The sequence below is a fragment of the Actinomadura sp. NEAU-AAG7 genome, assembly GCF_018603865.1.
In the GTDB taxonomy this organism is placed as follows: domain Bacteria; phylum Actinomycetota; class Actinomycetes; order Streptosporangiales; family Streptosporangiaceae; genus Spirillospora; species Spirillospora litoris.
On record NZ_JAHFZY010000003.1, the window covers coordinates 243,979 to 257,718 of the forward strand.

12 protein-coding genes are annotated in these 13,740 nt (G+C 75.1%); 7 read left to right on the forward strand and 5 right to left on the reverse strand.

The genetic code is table 11. From position 1 onward, the window contains the following. Nucleotides 1–16 precede the first annotated feature (16 nt). The 4 genes from KLI87_RS15710 to KLI87_RS15725 form a co-directional block, all read right to left on the reverse strand. Entirely contained in the window at nt 17–607 is a 591-nt protein-coding gene (locus tag KLI87_RS15710) for a histidine phosphatase family protein (protein ID WP_156219372.1), read from the reverse strand. Between the two features lie 35 nt (nt 608–642). Continuing rightward, nucleotides 643–1,758 carry an alanine dehydrogenase gene (gene ald / locus KLI87_RS15715; RefSeq protein ID WP_214617677.1) on the reverse strand — a complete coding sequence of 372 codons (1,116 nt, stop codon included), beginning with the start codon at nt 1,756–1,758 and terminating at the stop codon, nt 643–645. Nucleotides 1,759–1,951: 193 nt separating this feature from the next. Further along, nucleotides 1,952–3,172 (reverse strand): glycerate kinase, encoded by a 1,221-nt coding sequence (locus KLI87_RS15720; RefSeq protein ID WP_214617678.1) that lies wholly within the window; start codon nt 3,170–3,172, stop codon nt 1,952–1,954. A gap of 117 nt (nt 3,173–3,289) precedes the next feature. After that, entirely contained in the window at nt 3,290–4,723 is a 1,434-nt protein-coding gene (locus tag KLI87_RS15725; protein ID WP_214617679.1) for an NCS2 family permease, read from the reverse strand. A gap of 149 nt (nt 4,724–4,872) precedes the next feature. Here KLI87_RS15725 and KLI87_RS15730 point away from each other — a divergent pair, with 149 nt between their 5' ends. The 7 genes from KLI87_RS15730 (at nt 4,873) to KLI87_RS15760 (ending at nt 12,753) form a co-directional block, all read left to right on the forward strand. Continuing rightward, nucleotides 4,873–5,076, forward strand: a complete 204-nt coding sequence (locus KLI87_RS15730) for a helix-turn-helix domain-containing protein (RefSeq protein WP_374225450.1) — start codon at nt 4,873–4,875, stop codon at nt 5,074–5,076. Nucleotides 5,077–5,090: 14 nt separating this feature from the next. Continuing rightward, nucleotides 5,091–6,389, forward strand: coding sequence for a helix-turn-helix domain-containing protein (locus tag KLI87_RS15735; RefSeq protein ID WP_156219377.1), 1,299 nt, complete (start codon nt 5,091–5,093; stop codon nt 6,387–6,389). Between the two features lie 101 nt (nt 6,390–6,490). Continuing rightward, nucleotides 6,491–7,744, forward strand: coding sequence for a DUF5685 family protein (locus tag KLI87_RS15740; protein ID WP_214617680.1), 1,254 nt, complete (start codon nt 6,491–6,493; stop codon nt 7,742–7,744). 168 nt (nt 7,745–7,912) lie between these two features. Next, nucleotides 7,913–8,584 carry a copper resistance protein CopC gene (locus KLI87_RS15745; protein WP_214617681.1) on the forward strand — a complete coding sequence of 224 codons (672 nt, stop codon included), beginning with the start codon at nt 7,913–7,915 and terminating at the stop codon, nt 8,582–8,584. An 8-nt stretch (nt 8,585–8,592) separates the two neighbouring features. Beyond that, nucleotides 8,593–10,803, forward strand: coding sequence for a bifunctional copper resistance protein CopD/cytochrome c oxidase assembly protein (locus tag KLI87_RS15750; protein WP_214617682.1), 2,211 nt, complete (start codon nt 8,593–8,595; stop codon nt 10,801–10,803). A gap of 64 nt (nt 10,804–10,867) precedes the next feature. Beyond that, nucleotides 10,868–12,100 carry a histidine kinase gene (locus KLI87_RS41535; RefSeq protein WP_308166023.1) on the forward strand — a complete coding sequence of 411 codons (1,233 nt, stop codon included), beginning with the start codon at nt 10,868–10,870 and terminating at the stop codon, nt 12,098–12,100. Beyond that, on the forward strand, nt 12,097–12,753 hold the full coding sequence (locus tag KLI87_RS15760) for a response regulator transcription factor (protein ID WP_156219380.1): 657 nt from the start codon (nt 12,097–12,099) through the stop codon (nt 12,751–12,753). The genes KLI87_RS41535 and KLI87_RS15760 overlap by 4 nt, the downstream gene beginning before the upstream one ends. Here the strand turns inward: KLI87_RS15760 and KLI87_RS15765 are convergent. After that, a complete protein-coding gene (locus KLI87_RS15765; RefSeq protein ID WP_214617683.1) occupies nt 12,740–13,666 on the reverse strand; it encodes a TIGR03564 family F420-dependent LLM class oxidoreductase in 927 nt (308 codons plus the stop codon). The genes KLI87_RS15760 and KLI87_RS15765 overlap by 14 nt on opposite strands. Nucleotides 13,667–13,740 lie beyond the last annotated feature (74 nt).

The following is a 13,740-nucleotide window of genomic DNA, read 5'->3' on the forward strand; positions in this document are numbered from 1 at the left end:
GGCGGGCACCGCGCGGTCAGCCCGCCGGGGTGTTCCAGGACGTGACCACCGGCCGCCCGTGCTCGGCGCCGAGCGTCGAGACGGTGCCGTTGCCCAGCGCGAACAGGCGTCCGAGCGCGGGTTCCAGGCCGAGGTGGCGGGCGGTGAGGACGCGCAGCACATGCCCGTGCGCGACCAGCGCGACGTCGCCGTCGTCCAGAAGCGGCCGCACGCGCGCCAGCACCGCGTCCACGCGGGCGCCGACGCTCTCGACGCTCTCCCCGGGGTGCTCGGCGTCGCCCGGGACCACCCCGTCGTCCCACAGGTACCAGTCGGGGCGGTGCTCGCGGATCTCCGCCGACGTGATGCCCTCGTAGCCGCCGTAGTCCCACTCCCACAGGTCGGGGTCCACGTCGTCCACCGCGAGCCCGGCCAGCTCGGCGGTGCGGCGGGCGCGCTCGGCCGGGCTGCACACGGTGCGGACGATCCGGCGCGCCTCCAGCGGCGCGGCGAGCGCCCGCGCCTGCCGCTCGCCGTGCTCGGTCAGCGGAAGGTCGGTGCGGCCGGTGTGGCGTCCGGCGCGGCTCCACTCGGTCTCGCCGTGCCGCAGGACGATCAGTTCCCCCATGGGCCCCACTGTAGGGCCCACGGGGGCGGGTTCGATCAGGCGAGGACGGAGGCCAGGGTGGTGTGGGGGAGCCCGTGGGCCTCGGCGACGTGGTCGTAGACGAGTTCGCCCGCGTGGGTGTTGAGGCCGAGGGCGAGCGCGGTGTTGTCGCGCAGGGCCTGCCGCCAGCCCTTGTCGGCGATCGCGACCGCGTAGGGCAGCGTCACGTTCGTGAGGGCGTAGGTGGAGGTGTTCGGCACCGAGCCGGGCATGTTCGCGACGCAGTAGAAGATCGAGTCGTGCACGCGGTAGGTGGGGTCGGCGTGCGTGGTGGGACGGGAGTCCTCGAAGCAGCCGCCCTGGTCGATCGCGATGTCGACGAGCACCGAGCCCGACTTCATCCCGGCGACGAGGTCGTTGGACACCAGCGTCGGTGCCTTGGCGCCGGGGATCAGCACGGCGCCGATGACGAGGTCGGCGGCGCGCACCTGCTGCTCGATCGTCAGCGAGTTGGACACCAGCGTCCGCAGCCGGCCCTGGTAGATCGCGTCGATGTGGCGGAGCCGGTCGACGTTGACGTCGAGGATCGTCACGTCGGCGCCCATGCCGACCGCGATCTGCGCCGCGTTCAGCCCGGACACGCCGCCGCCGATCACCACGACCTTCGCGGGCGCCACCCCGGGCACCCCGCCGGGCAGCACGCCGCGCCCGCCGTTGAAGGCCATCAGGTTGTAGGCGCCGACCTGCGGGGCGAGCCGTCCGGCGACCTCCGACATCGGCGCCAGCAGCGGCAGCGAGCGGTCGGGCAGCTGGACGGTCTCGTAGGCGACCGCCGTCACCCCGGACGCCAGCAGGGCGTCGGTGCACTCGCGGGACGCGGCGAGGTGCAGGTAGGTGAACAGCGTCTGGCCCGAGCGCATCCGGTGGTACTCCGCCGCGATCGGCTCCTTGACCTTGAGGATCAGGTCGCCCTCGGCCCACACCTCGTCGGGGCCGTCCAGGATCTTGGCGCCGGCGGCGGTGAAGTCCTCGTCGGGGATCGCCGAGCCGAGCCCGGCGCCGCGCTCGACGAACACCTCGTGGCCGTGCCGGCTGAGCTCGTGCACGCCCGCCGGGGTGATGGCCACCCGGTACTCGTGGTTCTTTATCTCTTGCGGGACGCCGATCTTCACGGCCGCTCCTCCGTCAACGCTGACCAGGACCTGCTGGCAGGGGCTACGCCTCCAGCGTGGGGGCCCGCGCGCGCACCCCGCCATGAGCAGGATGCAAACGCATCGGCGATTTCGATAACACTGTGTAAAGCAATACAGGGGCCCAGAACCCGCCGCCGGCGACCCGCGCCGGGCCCGGAATGGAGCGATCCGCTCACGGCTCGGACGGCGGCGCGGGCGGCGGCACGGACGGCCGCACCGGCGGCAGCCCCGAGGGGGGCAGCCACTCGTCGGCGATCGCGACCGTGAGCTGCTCCAGCAGCGCCCCCGACCGCCGGACGCGGCGCTCCTCGTCGGGCTCGATGTCGGCGAGCGCGTACACCGCCTGGATCCGGGCCCGGCGGAGCCGCTCGCCGGTGAGGGCGCGCTGCCCGGCGACCGCGACGACCGGGGCGCCCGCCCGCGCCGCCGCCCGCGCGACGCCCATCGGCGCGGCGCCGCGCAGGGAGCGGCTGTCGAGCGAGCCCTCGCCGGTGACGACCAGGTGCGCGCCGCGGGCCTTCTCGGCGAAGCCGAGCAGGTCGAGCATCAGGGAGGCGCCGGGCTCGATCCGCGCGCCGAGGAAGGCGAGCGCCGCGAACCCGACGCCGCCGCTGGCTCCCGCGCCCGGCAGGTCGCGGGAGGCGCGCCGGGACGCCGCCTCCGCGAGGTCGGCCCAGCGGCGCAGCCCCGCGTCCAGCAGCGCGACCTCGTCGCGGCTCGCGCCCCGGCGCGGCCCGCCCACCGCCGCCGCGCCGCCGCGGCCGAGCAGCGGCCCGGCGGCCTCGCCCGCGACGACCACCTCGACGGAGGACAGGTCGGGCAGGCCGCGCAGGTCGAGCGCGTGCAGCGAGCGCAGCGCGGCGCCGCCGGGCGGCAGGTCCTTGCCGAGCGCGTCCAGCAGCCGCCCGCCGAGCCCCTGGACGAGGCCCGCGCCGCCGTCGGTGCAGGCGCCGCCGCCGAGCCCGAGCACGATGCGGCGGGCGCCGAGCCGCACCGCGTGGCCGAGGAGCTGGCCCGTTCCGACGCTGGAGGCGACGAGCGGGCGGGGCCGCCCGCCCGGGAGCCGCCGCAGCCCGGACGCCTCGGCCAGCTCCACCACCGCGCTCTGCCCGCGCAGCGCCAGCCGCGCGGTGACGGGGCGCCCGGTGGGCCCGCACACCTCGACCTCGACCCGCCGCCACCCGGCCGCGACCGCCGCGTCGACGGTGCCGTCGCCGCCGTCGGCGACGGGCAGCTCGACCAGCGGGACGTCCGGCCGGACGCGGCGCAGCCCGGCCGCCAGGTGCGCGGCGACCTCGGCGGCGCTCAGCGCCCCGCGGAACCGGCCCGGGGCCAGCAGGACGTGGCCGCGCGGGGACGGGTGGGGGGGAGAGTCCGCGGACGCCACAGCCATGCCTTTCACGCCGGGAGGTAAGCCTCTACCTTCTGCTTACGCCATGACGGCACTATTTGACACCCGGAACGGGGTCCGGGACATCGAAACCGGCGGAGAGGACGGCGCTGGAGGCGATTACTTGACGTTCAGCCACTCCTCAATGGGGTGAATCGCGAAGAAGACGAGGAACAAGGCCACCACCGGCCACAGCCACACCGACACCTCGCGCCACCTGCCGACCGCGATCTTGATGGCCGCGTAGCCGACCATCCCGCCGCCGATCCCGATCGTGATCGAGTAGGTGAACGGCATCAGCACGATGGTCAGGAAGGCCGGGATCGTGATCTCCAGGTCGCTCCAGTCGACCTTGGCGACCTGGGTCATCATCAGCGCGCCGACCACGACCAGCGCGGGCGCGGCGGCCTGCGCGGGGACGACCGCGGCCAGCGGGGTGAGCAGCAGCGTCGCCGCGAACAGCGCGCCGGTGGCGAGGTTGGCCAGGCCGGTGCGGGCGCCCTCGCCGACGCCGGCGGCCGACTCGACGAACACCGTGTTCGCCGAGGAGCTGGTGAGGCCGCCGAACGCGGCCGACAGCCCGTCCACCGACAGGATGCGGCCGAGCCTCGGCACCTCGCCGCGCTCGCCGACGAGCCCCGCCTCGTCGCTGATCCCGAGGATCGTGCCCATCGCGTCGAAGAACCCGGACAGGACGAGGGTGAACAGCACGACCAGCGCGGTGATGACCCCGGCGCGGCCGAACCCGCCGAACAGGTCGACCTCGCCGAACAGCCCGAAGTCGGGCGCGGCGAACAGCTTGTCGGGCATGTCGGGGGTGACCACGCCCCAGCCGCCCTTGGGGATCGAGGCGTTCGCCTCGATGACCACGGCCGCGACCGTCCCGACGATGATGCTGAGCAGGATCGCGCCCGGCATCCGCCGCGCGTACAGGGCGATCATCAGCAGCAGCGTGCCCGCGAACACCAGCGTCGGCCAGGTCTCCAGGTGGCCGCCGGTGCCGAGCGCCAGCGGCGGGCTCGTGGCGCTGGAGGTGACGAACCCGGCGTCGACCAGGCCGACCAGCGCGAGGAACGCGCCGATGCCGACCGCGATCGCGTGCTTGAGCGCCAGCGGGATCGAGTTCATGATCCGCTCGCGGATGCCGGTCAGCGCCAGCACGACGATGATCACGCCCTCGATCACCACCAGGCCCATCGCCTGCGGCCAGGTCATCACGGGCGCCGCCTGGAACGCCACGACCGCGTTGATGCCGAGCCCGGCGGCCAGCGCGAGCGGCGCGTTGCCGACCAGCCCCATGATCACCGTGGTGACCGCCGCCGACAGCGCGGTCATGGTGGTGAGCTGCGGGACCGACAGCGCCGCGCCGGTGACGTCGCGCGCCTTGCCGAGGATGATCGGGTTCAGCAGGATGATGTAGGCCATCGCGAAGAACGTCGTGACCCCGCCGCGCAGCTCCCGCGCGACGCTCGTCCCCCGTCCGGTCAGGTCGAACCACCGGTCCAGCGGCCCGGACGGGGGCGGGTCGGCCTGGGCGTTCTTGGACAGGGACATGCGGACGCTCCGGTTCGGCGCGGGGTCTCGGGAAACGGCGAGGTCAGGTTAGCCGCAGGCCGCCCGGAACCGTGGAGCGAGGTGGCGCGCGGCGGTGATTTCGGTCCCGTGCTGCGTGACGAGCGGCGTCCGCTATAGCCTGCCCAGGTGTGAAATGCCAGAATCGGCGAACGCGGCGGGCGGGCGGGCCGCTCCCGGCGTGCCCGGCGACACGGCTGCGCGTCCAACTGAACACGCTTCGGTACCGTATCCGGCGAATAGCGGACCTGACGGGCCGTGACCTCGGCACACTAGAGGATCGAGTCGACTTCTTCCTCGCCCCGCGCGCCACGCGCTGGGCGAGCACCTTGTAGGCGGTGGTCAAACGATGGACCGGGAGACACTGGGGCAGCGCATCCGCGCCCTGCGGATCCGGCAGGGCGTGAGCCAGGCGCAGCTCGCCTTCCCCGAGCTGTCCGACAGCTACATCTCGCTGATCGAGAGCGACAAGCGGGTGCCCGCCCCGAGCGTGGTCGACCTGCTCGCCGCGAAGCTGAACTGCTCGGCCACCTACCTGGTCAGCGGCGTCAGCGAGGACGTGGTGGACGAGCTGCGCGTCACGCTCGACTACGCCGAGATCGCGCTGCAGAACGGCGCCGCCGCCGAGGCGCGGGCCCGGTTCGCCGAGGTGCTCGCCAACTCCGACGCGGTCGCGCTGCCGGAGATGCTGCACCAGGCGCGGTGGGGCTACGCGCTGGCGCTGGAGGCGTCCGGCGACCTGGAGGAGGCGATCACCGGGCTGCTGGAGCTGACCGAGGAGGCCTCCGCCGAGGCCGACCTCGACCACTGGGCGAAGGTCCATGTCGCGCTCAGCCGCTGCCTGCGCGAGCGCGGCGACATCAGCGCGGGCGTGCAGGCCGCCGAGGGCGCGCTGCGGCACCTGATCTCCACCGGCGCCGACTCCACCGACGCGGCCGTCCACCTCGGCGCCGCGCTGCTGTCGGCGTTCATCGAGCGCGGCGACCTCGTCCGGGCCCGGCACCTGGCCGCCCAGCTCGTCGAGCGCGCCGAGCGGATCGGTACGCCGCGCGCCCGCATGGTCGCCTACTGGGAGGCCGCCTACGTCGCCGAGATCCGCGGCGAGTACGAGGAGGGCGTCGCCCTCGCCGAGCGGGCGCTGATGCTCGCCGGGGACGGCGAGGACCCGCGCAACCTCAACCGGCTCCGCGTCATCCACGCCGGGCTGCTGCTGCGCGCCCGTCCCGACCAGGCCGCCCGCGCCCGCGAGATGCTGAACCGGGTGCGCGGCGAGATCACCGCCAGCTCCGCCGGGGAGATCGACGTCGCCTGGTGCCTGACCGAGCTGGCCCGCGCCGAGACCGTGCTCGGCCGCCCCGCCGAGTCGGTGCGGCTCGCCGAGGAGGCCATCGACCTGCTCGGGGACGCGCCGCGCCGGGCGACCGCCGGGGCGCTGACCGTGCTCGGCGAGGCGTGCGTGCGGCTGGGCCGCCGCGAGCGCGCCGCCGAGGTGCTCACCCGCGCCGCGACCTGCCTGGAGGAGATGGAGTCCTCCCGCGAGGCCGCGCAGGCGTGGTTCGACCTCGCCGAGGTGCTGGCGGCGACGGGCCCGGCCGACGAGCCGCAGATGGCCGCCTACCGCCGCGCGCTGACCTGCGTGGGCGTCTGACCCGGGGACGTACCGGGGGGCCGGTCCGCCGGAAATGATCATCTACGTGATCATGAAAGCGGTAATGCAGCGAGTCGCCTCAGGTGGGGAGTTCTTCGGGAATGTTCGGTGTCGTACGCCCGTGCAGGCATGTCCTGTGCGGGTCGCTCTTCAAGGACTGGATGGCCCACCTGTGCGGGCTGTGCCTGACGCTGCGGGCCGAGCACGGCCACGCCGCGCGGCTCGTCACCAACTATGACGGGCTGCTGGTGTCGGTGCTCGCCGAGGCGCAGGCGCCGGAGCTGTCGCCGCGCCGCAAGGCCGGGCCGTGCGCGCTGCGCGGGCTGAAGACCGCCGAGGTCGTGACCGCGAAGGCGCGCGGCGCGCAGCTCGCCGCCGCCGCCTCCCTGCTGCTCGCGGCGGGCAAGACCCGCGACCACGTGGCCGACGGCGACGGCCCCTACGCCCGCCGCCTCGTCGCGGCCGCCGCGGGCCGGGTGGCCGGACGGTGGGACGCGGCGGGCGCCCGCACCGGCGCGGCGGTCGGCTTCGACCCCTCCGTCCTGCGGGACGCGGTGGCGCGGCAGCCGCTGCTGGAGGCGGCGCCCGGACTCGGGCTGCTGGAGCTGACCGAGCCGACCGAGACCGCCGTCGCGGCCGTGTTCGCGCACACCGCCGTCCTCGCGGGACGGGAGGGCAACGCCGAGCCGCTCGCCGAGGCGGGCCGGTTCTTCGGCCGCGTCGCGCACCTGGTCGACGCCGTCGAGGACGTCGCCGCCGACCGGGCGTCCGGCGCCTACAACCCGCTCCTGGCCACCGGCACCACCCCCGGGCAGGCGCGCCGCCACGTCGAGGACGCGCTGCACGGGCTGCGGCTCGCGCTGGCGGAGGTGGAGATGGAGAACCCGCGCCTCGTCCGGGCGCTGCTGGGCCGCGAGGTGCGCCGCACCGCCGACCGGGTGTTCGCCGCCTACCCGCCCGCCCCCGGGCAGCCGCCGCACGGGCAGTACCCGCCCGGTCAGTACCCGCCGCCTCCCGGCTACTCGCCCGGCCAGTACCCGCCGCCCCGGCGCACCGGCGAGCCGCAGGACTGGGGCAACGGCGGCGGGGACGGCTGGGGCGGCGGTGGCGGCGGTGGCGGCTGGGGCGGTGGCGGAGGGCACGGCCACCGGCCCCCGGACCGGCGCCCCGGCTGGCCGGTGCCGTGCCTGACCGGCGCGGCCGTCTGCTTCACCTGCGGCGTCTTCCAGCCCGAGTGGAGCGAGTACCACGCGAAGAGCTGCGGCGACCGCTGCTGGTGCACCCGGCACTGCGACGGGTGCTGCGACTGCTGCGACTGCTGCGGGGACTGCGACTGCTGCGGATGCGACTGCTGACCTGGGCCGGCCCCGGCCTGACCATGGGAATCCCTCTCCCCGCGGCATTCGCGGACGATCTGGACCGTCTCGCTGCTCCATATGTGCTGCCGGGCCAGGGTCTGGTAACGCCGGGGCGTCAGTAGGCTGGGGGCCCACCCCATCCACCACTGGAGAACCCGGCCGCCCATGAAGATCCACACGCCCCGCCGGCCGCTGCGCCGGCTCGGCCTCGCCGCCGCCGTCGCCCTCGCCCTCGGCACCGTCACCGCGACCCCGGCGCTCGCCCACACCAAGCTGGTCAGCAGCACGCCCGGCAAGGGCGCGTCGGCGGGCCCGGTGACCGAGGTCAAGCTCGTCTTCAGCGACAAGATCAGCGTCGCCAAGGTGATCGTCCGGGACAAGGCGAACAAGACGTTCCAGGCGGGCGAGGCCGAGCGGTCGGGGACGACCGTCACGCAGAAGCTGACGGGCGCCCTGCCCGCCGGGTCCTACACGGTCGCCTACCGGGTGGTCGGCGAGGACGGCCACCCGATCGAGGGCGACGACCTGAAGTTCACCGCGACCGCCGACGGCGCGGGCGCCGGCGCGGGCACCGAGGGCGGCGGCGGGACCGGCGACAAGCCCGCGGCGTCCCCGAGCGCCGGCGGTGTCGGCGCCCAGGAGCAGACGGGCGCCGCCGCCACGACCAACGAGCAGCCCCTCAAGATCGACCAGGAGCAGGCCGAGAAGGACGACGGCGGCTCCGGCACGGTCATGTGGGTGCTGATCGGCGGCGGCGTGCTCGTCGGCATCCTGATCGGCGTGGTCATCGTGCTCCGGGCCAGGCGCAAGCACCCGGCGGCCGACAGCGGTGAGTAGGGGCAGCGGTGAGTAAGGGCGCGGCGGGCAGGGACGCGGCGGGCCGGGGCGCGGGCGCGGTGGGCAGGAGCGGCGTCCTCGCGGTCGCCCGCACCGCCGCCGCCGCCTCGGTCGCGGCCGTCGTGGTCCTGGTGGCGGGGCTGATCCTCGGCGGCTCGGTCACCGAGAAGGTCATCCCGGGCCTCGGCGACGCGGGCGTCGTCACCCGCTGGGGGCTGCCCGGCTCCCGGATGGTGATGGACCTCGCGGCCACGCTGACCATCGGCACGCTGCTGGCCGCCGCCGTGCTGCTCCCGCTGGAGACCGCGCGCGGCGGACGGCAGGCCGCGGGCGCCAGGCAGGGCACCGGCACGCTGTCGGCGGACGCCGTCGGCTACCTGCGCGCCGCGTCCTGGACCGCCGCCGCCTGGGCCGCGGCCGCCGCGGCCAACCTCGTGTTCACGGTCGCGGACGTGCTCGGCCAGCCGGTCGGCGAGGTCGTCACCGGCAGCGAGCTGAGCAGCTACGTCGGGTCGCTGCCGCAGGGCACCGCGCTGATGCTCGTGGTGCTGCTCGCCGTCGTCGTGGCGCTGCTGGCCCGCACGACCACCACCCCGGCCGCGACGTTCGGGCTGCTGGCGCTGGCGGGCGCGGCGCTGCTGCCGCCGCCGCTGACCGGGCACTCGGCCTCCGCCGCGAACCACTCGGTCGCCGTGACCGGCGTCGCCCTGCACGTCGCCGCGATCGCGCCCTGGGTCGGCGGCCTGATCGTGGTCGCCGCGCACGCGCTGCTGGGCCGCGACAGGCTGCCGGTGATGGCCGAGCGGTTCAGCCGCATGGCGCTGTGGTGCTACGTCACCGTCGGCGTCAGCGGCTTCGTCAACGTGATCTCCCGGCTGCCCGATCCCGCCGAGATGGTCGACACCGACTACGGACGGCTCGCGCTCGGCAAGATCGCGGCGTTCGCCGTCCTCGGCTACGTCGGCTGGTGGCACCGGAACCGGACGCTGCCCGCCCTCGCCGACCGCAGGCCGTGGGCGTTCACGCGGCTGGCGAGCGCCGAGGTCGTGGTGATGGCCTCGACGGTGGGCCTCGCCGTGGCGCTGGCGCGCACCGCGCCGCCCCCGCCGACCGGCGAGGAGACGCCGGTCAAGGCGCTGGTCGGCTTCGACATGCCGCCCGAGCTCACCGCCGGACGGCTCGCGCAGCTCGGCCAGTTCGACTTCACGTTCGCCGCGCTGGTCGCCGTGCTCGGCGGGGTCTACCTCGCCGGTGTCGTCCGGCTGCGGCGGCGCGGCGACTCCTGGCCGATGGGACGCACCGTCTCCTGGTTCGTCGGGCTGCTCACGATCCTGCTCGTGACCGAGACGGGCGTCGCGAAGTACTCGCAGATCCTGTTCAGCGTCCACATGGTGCAGCACATGGTGCTGAACATGCTGACGCCGATCTTCCTGGTCGTCGGCGCCCCGGTGACGCTCGCGCTGCGCGCGCTGAAGCCCGCCGCGATCCGCGGCGACCGGGGGCCGCGCGAGTGGCTGACGGCGGCGCTGCACAGCCGGTTCACCGCGATCGTCGCGCACCCGGCGGTCGCCACGGTGATCTTCGTGGCGGGGACGTTCGTCCTGTACTTCACCTCGCTGTTCGAGTCCGCGATGCGCAACCATCTCGGGCACATCGCGATGACGCTGCACTTCCTGCTCGCCGGGTCGCTGTTCTTCTGGGTGCTGCTCGGTGTCGACCCGGCGCCGAAGAAGCTGCCCTACCCGGGCCGGCTGATGCTGCTGTTCGTCACGATGCCGTTCCACGCGTTCTTCGGCATCGCGCTGATGAACCTCAGCCAGCCGCTGGCGCGCGGCTGGTACCAGGCCGTCGACCCGCCGTGGGGCGGCACCGTCCTGAACGACCAGCACAACGGCGGCGCGATCGCGTGGGGCTTCGGCGAGATCCCGACGTTCATCGTCCTGATCTTCCTGGCGTTCCAGTGGTACTTCGACGACCAGCGGCAGGCCCGGCGGCTGGACCGCAGGGCCGACCGCGCCGGGGCGCCCGGCGGCGACCCCCGCGACGACGAGCTGGCCGCCTACAACGCCCGCCTCGCCAAGCTCGCCGAGCGCGACCGCGCCGCCAAGGGCGGCGGGGAGAAGGACGAGCCCACCGCCGGGCCCGGGCCCGAGCCCGAGTTGGCGGAGGCGGTCGAGGGGGACGGGCACGACGACGACGCGGGCAAGGCCCCCTCCTGAGCGCCCCGGCCCCTCCCCCTCGCGGGGGAGGGGCGCGGCGCCGTGATCTGCGAGGATCGGGGGCGTGACGCTCGTACTCGGCCCGCTCGCCCGGCGCACGACCTGGCGGCGCTGGTCGCATCTCGTCGTGGGCGGCGCGCTGCTCATGCCGTACTGGTTCCTCGCGATCAGCCTCATCCCCGTTCTTCCGATCGGCAGCAACTTCGTCGAGAGCGTGCTGATGCTGCTGGTGATGCCGGGCGCGGCGACGTTCGTGACCGGGCTCGTCCCGACCGTGCGGCTGCTGGAGGGCTCGCTCGCCAAGGAGCTGCTCGCCGGGCCCGCCGCCGCGCTCGTGCCCGGGTCGGCGCGGACGTGGGAGAGCCGCGTCCGCGCGGGCGCGTGGTTCACGCTGCACCTGTTCGCGGGCGTGGTGGTCAGCGGCCTGAGCCTGGCCGTGCCGCCGTTCGCGCTCGTGCTGCTCCTCGCGCCCGCCGTCGGCTGGGACACGCGGTTCATGGAGGCGTGGGGCTGGCGGGACTACTGGCCCCAGTGGCCGACGCCGTTCGCGGGTCTCGTGGCGCTCGCGGCGCTGCTCGCGGTGATCGTGGGGGCGGGCGCGCTGCTGTCCCGGCTCGCGCCGCGCTTCCTCGGCCCGTCGGCCGCCGAGCGGCTCGCCGCCGTGCAGGCGCGGGCGGTCAAGCTCGCCGAGCGCAACCGGCTGGCCCGCGAGCTGCACGACTCGGTCGGGCACGCGCTCAGCGTCGTGACGCTCCAGGCGGGCGCCGCCGGGCGCGTCCTCGACAGCGACCCGGCGTTCGCGCGGGAGGCGCTCGGCGCGATCGAGGAGTCGGCGCGGGCCGCGCTGGAGGACCTCGACCACGTCCTCGGGCTGCTGCGCGAGGACCCGTCCCGCACGGCGCCGCAGCCGACGCTCGCCGACCTCGGACGGCTGCTGGAGCAGACGCGGATCGCCGGCGTGAAGCTCGACTCGGAGGTGGGCGCGGAGGTCGGGCAGGTGCCCGCCGCCGTGTCCCGGGAGGCGTACCGGATCGTGCAGGAGGGGCTGACGAACGCGCTGCGGCACGCCGGGAAGGTCCCGGTGCGGCTCCGCCTCGGCGTGGTGGGGGAGCGGTTGGAGATGGAGATGAGCAATCCGCTCGGCGCGCCCGGCGGCGAGGCGTCCCGGCACGGCGGCGGGCGCGGCCTGGACGGGATCCGCGAGCGCGTGACCGTGCTGCGCGGCGAGATGTCCGCCGGTCCGGAGGAGGGCGGGTGGCGGATCCACGTGTCGCTGCCGCTAAGGTCCGGGACATGACGATCAAGGTGCTGCTGGTCGACGACGAGCGGCTGATCCGGGCGGGGCTCGCGGCGATCATCAACGCCGAGGACGACCTGGCCGTGGTCGGCGAGGCCTCCGACGGCGCCGAGGTGCCGGGGGCGGTGTCGCGGCTGCGCCCCGACGTCATCCTGATGGACGTGCGGATGCCGAGGCTGGACGGCATCCAGGCCACCCGGCGCATCCTCGACACCGTTCCCGAGCCGCCCCGGATCATCGTCGTCACCACGTTCGAGAACGACGAGTACGTCTACGACGCGCTGAAGGCGGGCGCGAACGGCTTCCTGCTCAAGCGGACGCGCCCGGAGGAGATCCTCCAGGCCGTCCGGATGGTCGCGCACGGCGACACCCTGCTGTTCCCCGCCGCGATCCGCGCGCTGGCCGCCTCGCACGGCCCCGCGGGGGACGCCCCGGGCTCGGCGCCCTGGCACGGGCGGCTCACCGAGCGCGAGGCGGACGTGCTGCGGCTGGTGGCCAAGGGCCACTCCAACGCCGAGATCGCCCAGGAGCTGTTCGTCAGCCCGCAGACGGTGAAGACGCACGTCGGCAACGTCCTCGGCAAGCTCCAGGCCCGCGACCGGACGCAGGCGGTCATCCTCGCCTACGAGACGGGCTTCATCACCCCCGGCTGACGGCCGGGTCGGGCCGCCGGAGCGCGGCGGCGAAGGCGATGACGCGCTCCCGGGCCGCCGCGTCGCCGAACGGGCTGATCAGCAGGTCGGTCGCGCCCGCGTCGGCGAACCGGCGCAGCTCACGCTCGACGGTCCGCTCGTCGCCCGCGACGACGGTCTCGTGGACGCCCGCGAGGCCCTGCCGGTCGAGGACCGCGCGGTACCCGGGGAAGTCCGAGGCGAAGCCGTACCGGTCGGCGATGGCGGCGCGCACGCCGTCCGGGTCGGCCGTGAGCGCGACGAGGACGCCCGCGAGGACGCGCGGCGCCGGACGCCCCGCCCCCTCCGCCGCGGCGGTGACCGACGGCACGATGTGGTCGGCGATCGCGTCCGCCCCCGTCCAGGTGGTCGTCACGCCGTCGGCCAGCTCCCCGGCGGCCTTGAGCATCAGCGGGCCCAGCGCGGAGACGATCACCTGGGGCGGCTCGGCGCCCGGGGCGTCGACCCGCGCCGCGACCTTCACCGTCTCGCCCTCGTAGCGGACGTCCTCGCCGCGCAGCAGCGGCCGCAGCGCCGCCAGGTACTCCCGGACGTGCCGCACCGGCCGCCCGTAGGGGAGGCCGTGCGCGTCCTCGATCACCGCCCGGTGGCTCGGCCCGACGCCGAGCGTGAACCGGCCGCCGCTCATCGCCTGCGCGGTCAGCGCCTGGCTCGCGAGCGCGAGCGGGTGCCGGGGGTAGGTCGGCATGACGGCGGTGCCGACCTCGATCCCGGGGGCCTCGCGTCCGGCGAGCGCGGCGACCATCAGCGCGTCCCAGCCGTTGACGTGGCCGTAGAACACGCTGTCGAGGCCGGCGGCCGCGGCGGCGCGCGTCCACCCGACGGCGTCCTCCAGGGGTGCGCCTCCGGCGGGGGCGAACAGTCCGATGCGCATGGCGTCCTCCAACATGAATCGGAGCTTCAGGTTCCGCCAGGATAAACTGAATTCCGGATTCCGGTGACGGCGAC

Excerpts from the sequence above, each read along its gene's own strand:
- KLI87_RS15710 (WP_156219372.1), bottom strand. The coding sequence starts at position 607 with ATGGGGGAACTGATCGTCCTGCGGCACGGCGAGACCGAGTGGAGCCGC.
- KLI87_RS15720 (WP_214617678.1), bottom strand. The coding sequence starts at position 3,172 with ATGGCTGTGGCGTCCGCGGACTCTCCCCCCCACCCGTCCCCGCGCGGC.
- KLI87_RS15725 (WP_214617679.1), bottom strand. The coding sequence starts at position 4,723 with ATGTCCCTGTCCAAGAACGCCCAGGCCGACCCGCCCCCGTCCGGGCCG.
- KLI87_RS15735 (WP_156219377.1), top strand. The coding sequence starts at position 5,091 with ATGGACCGGGAGACACTGGGGCAGCGCATCCGCGCCCTGCGGATCCGG.
- KLI87_RS15740 (WP_214617680.1), top strand. The coding sequence starts at position 6,491 with ATGTTCGGTGTCGTACGCCCGTGCAGGCATGTCCTGTGCGGGTCGCTC.
- KLI87_RS15745 (WP_214617681.1), top strand. The coding sequence starts at position 7,913 with ATGAAGATCCACACGCCCCGCCGGCCGCTGCGCCGGCTCGGCCTCGCC.
- KLI87_RS15760 (WP_156219380.1), top strand. The coding sequence starts at position 12,097 with ATGACGATCAAGGTGCTGCTGGTCGACGACGAGCGGCTGATCCGGGCG.
- KLI87_RS15765 (WP_214617683.1), bottom strand. The coding sequence starts at position 13,666 with ATGCGCATCGGACTGTTCGCCCCCGCCGGAGGCGCACCCCTGGAGGAC.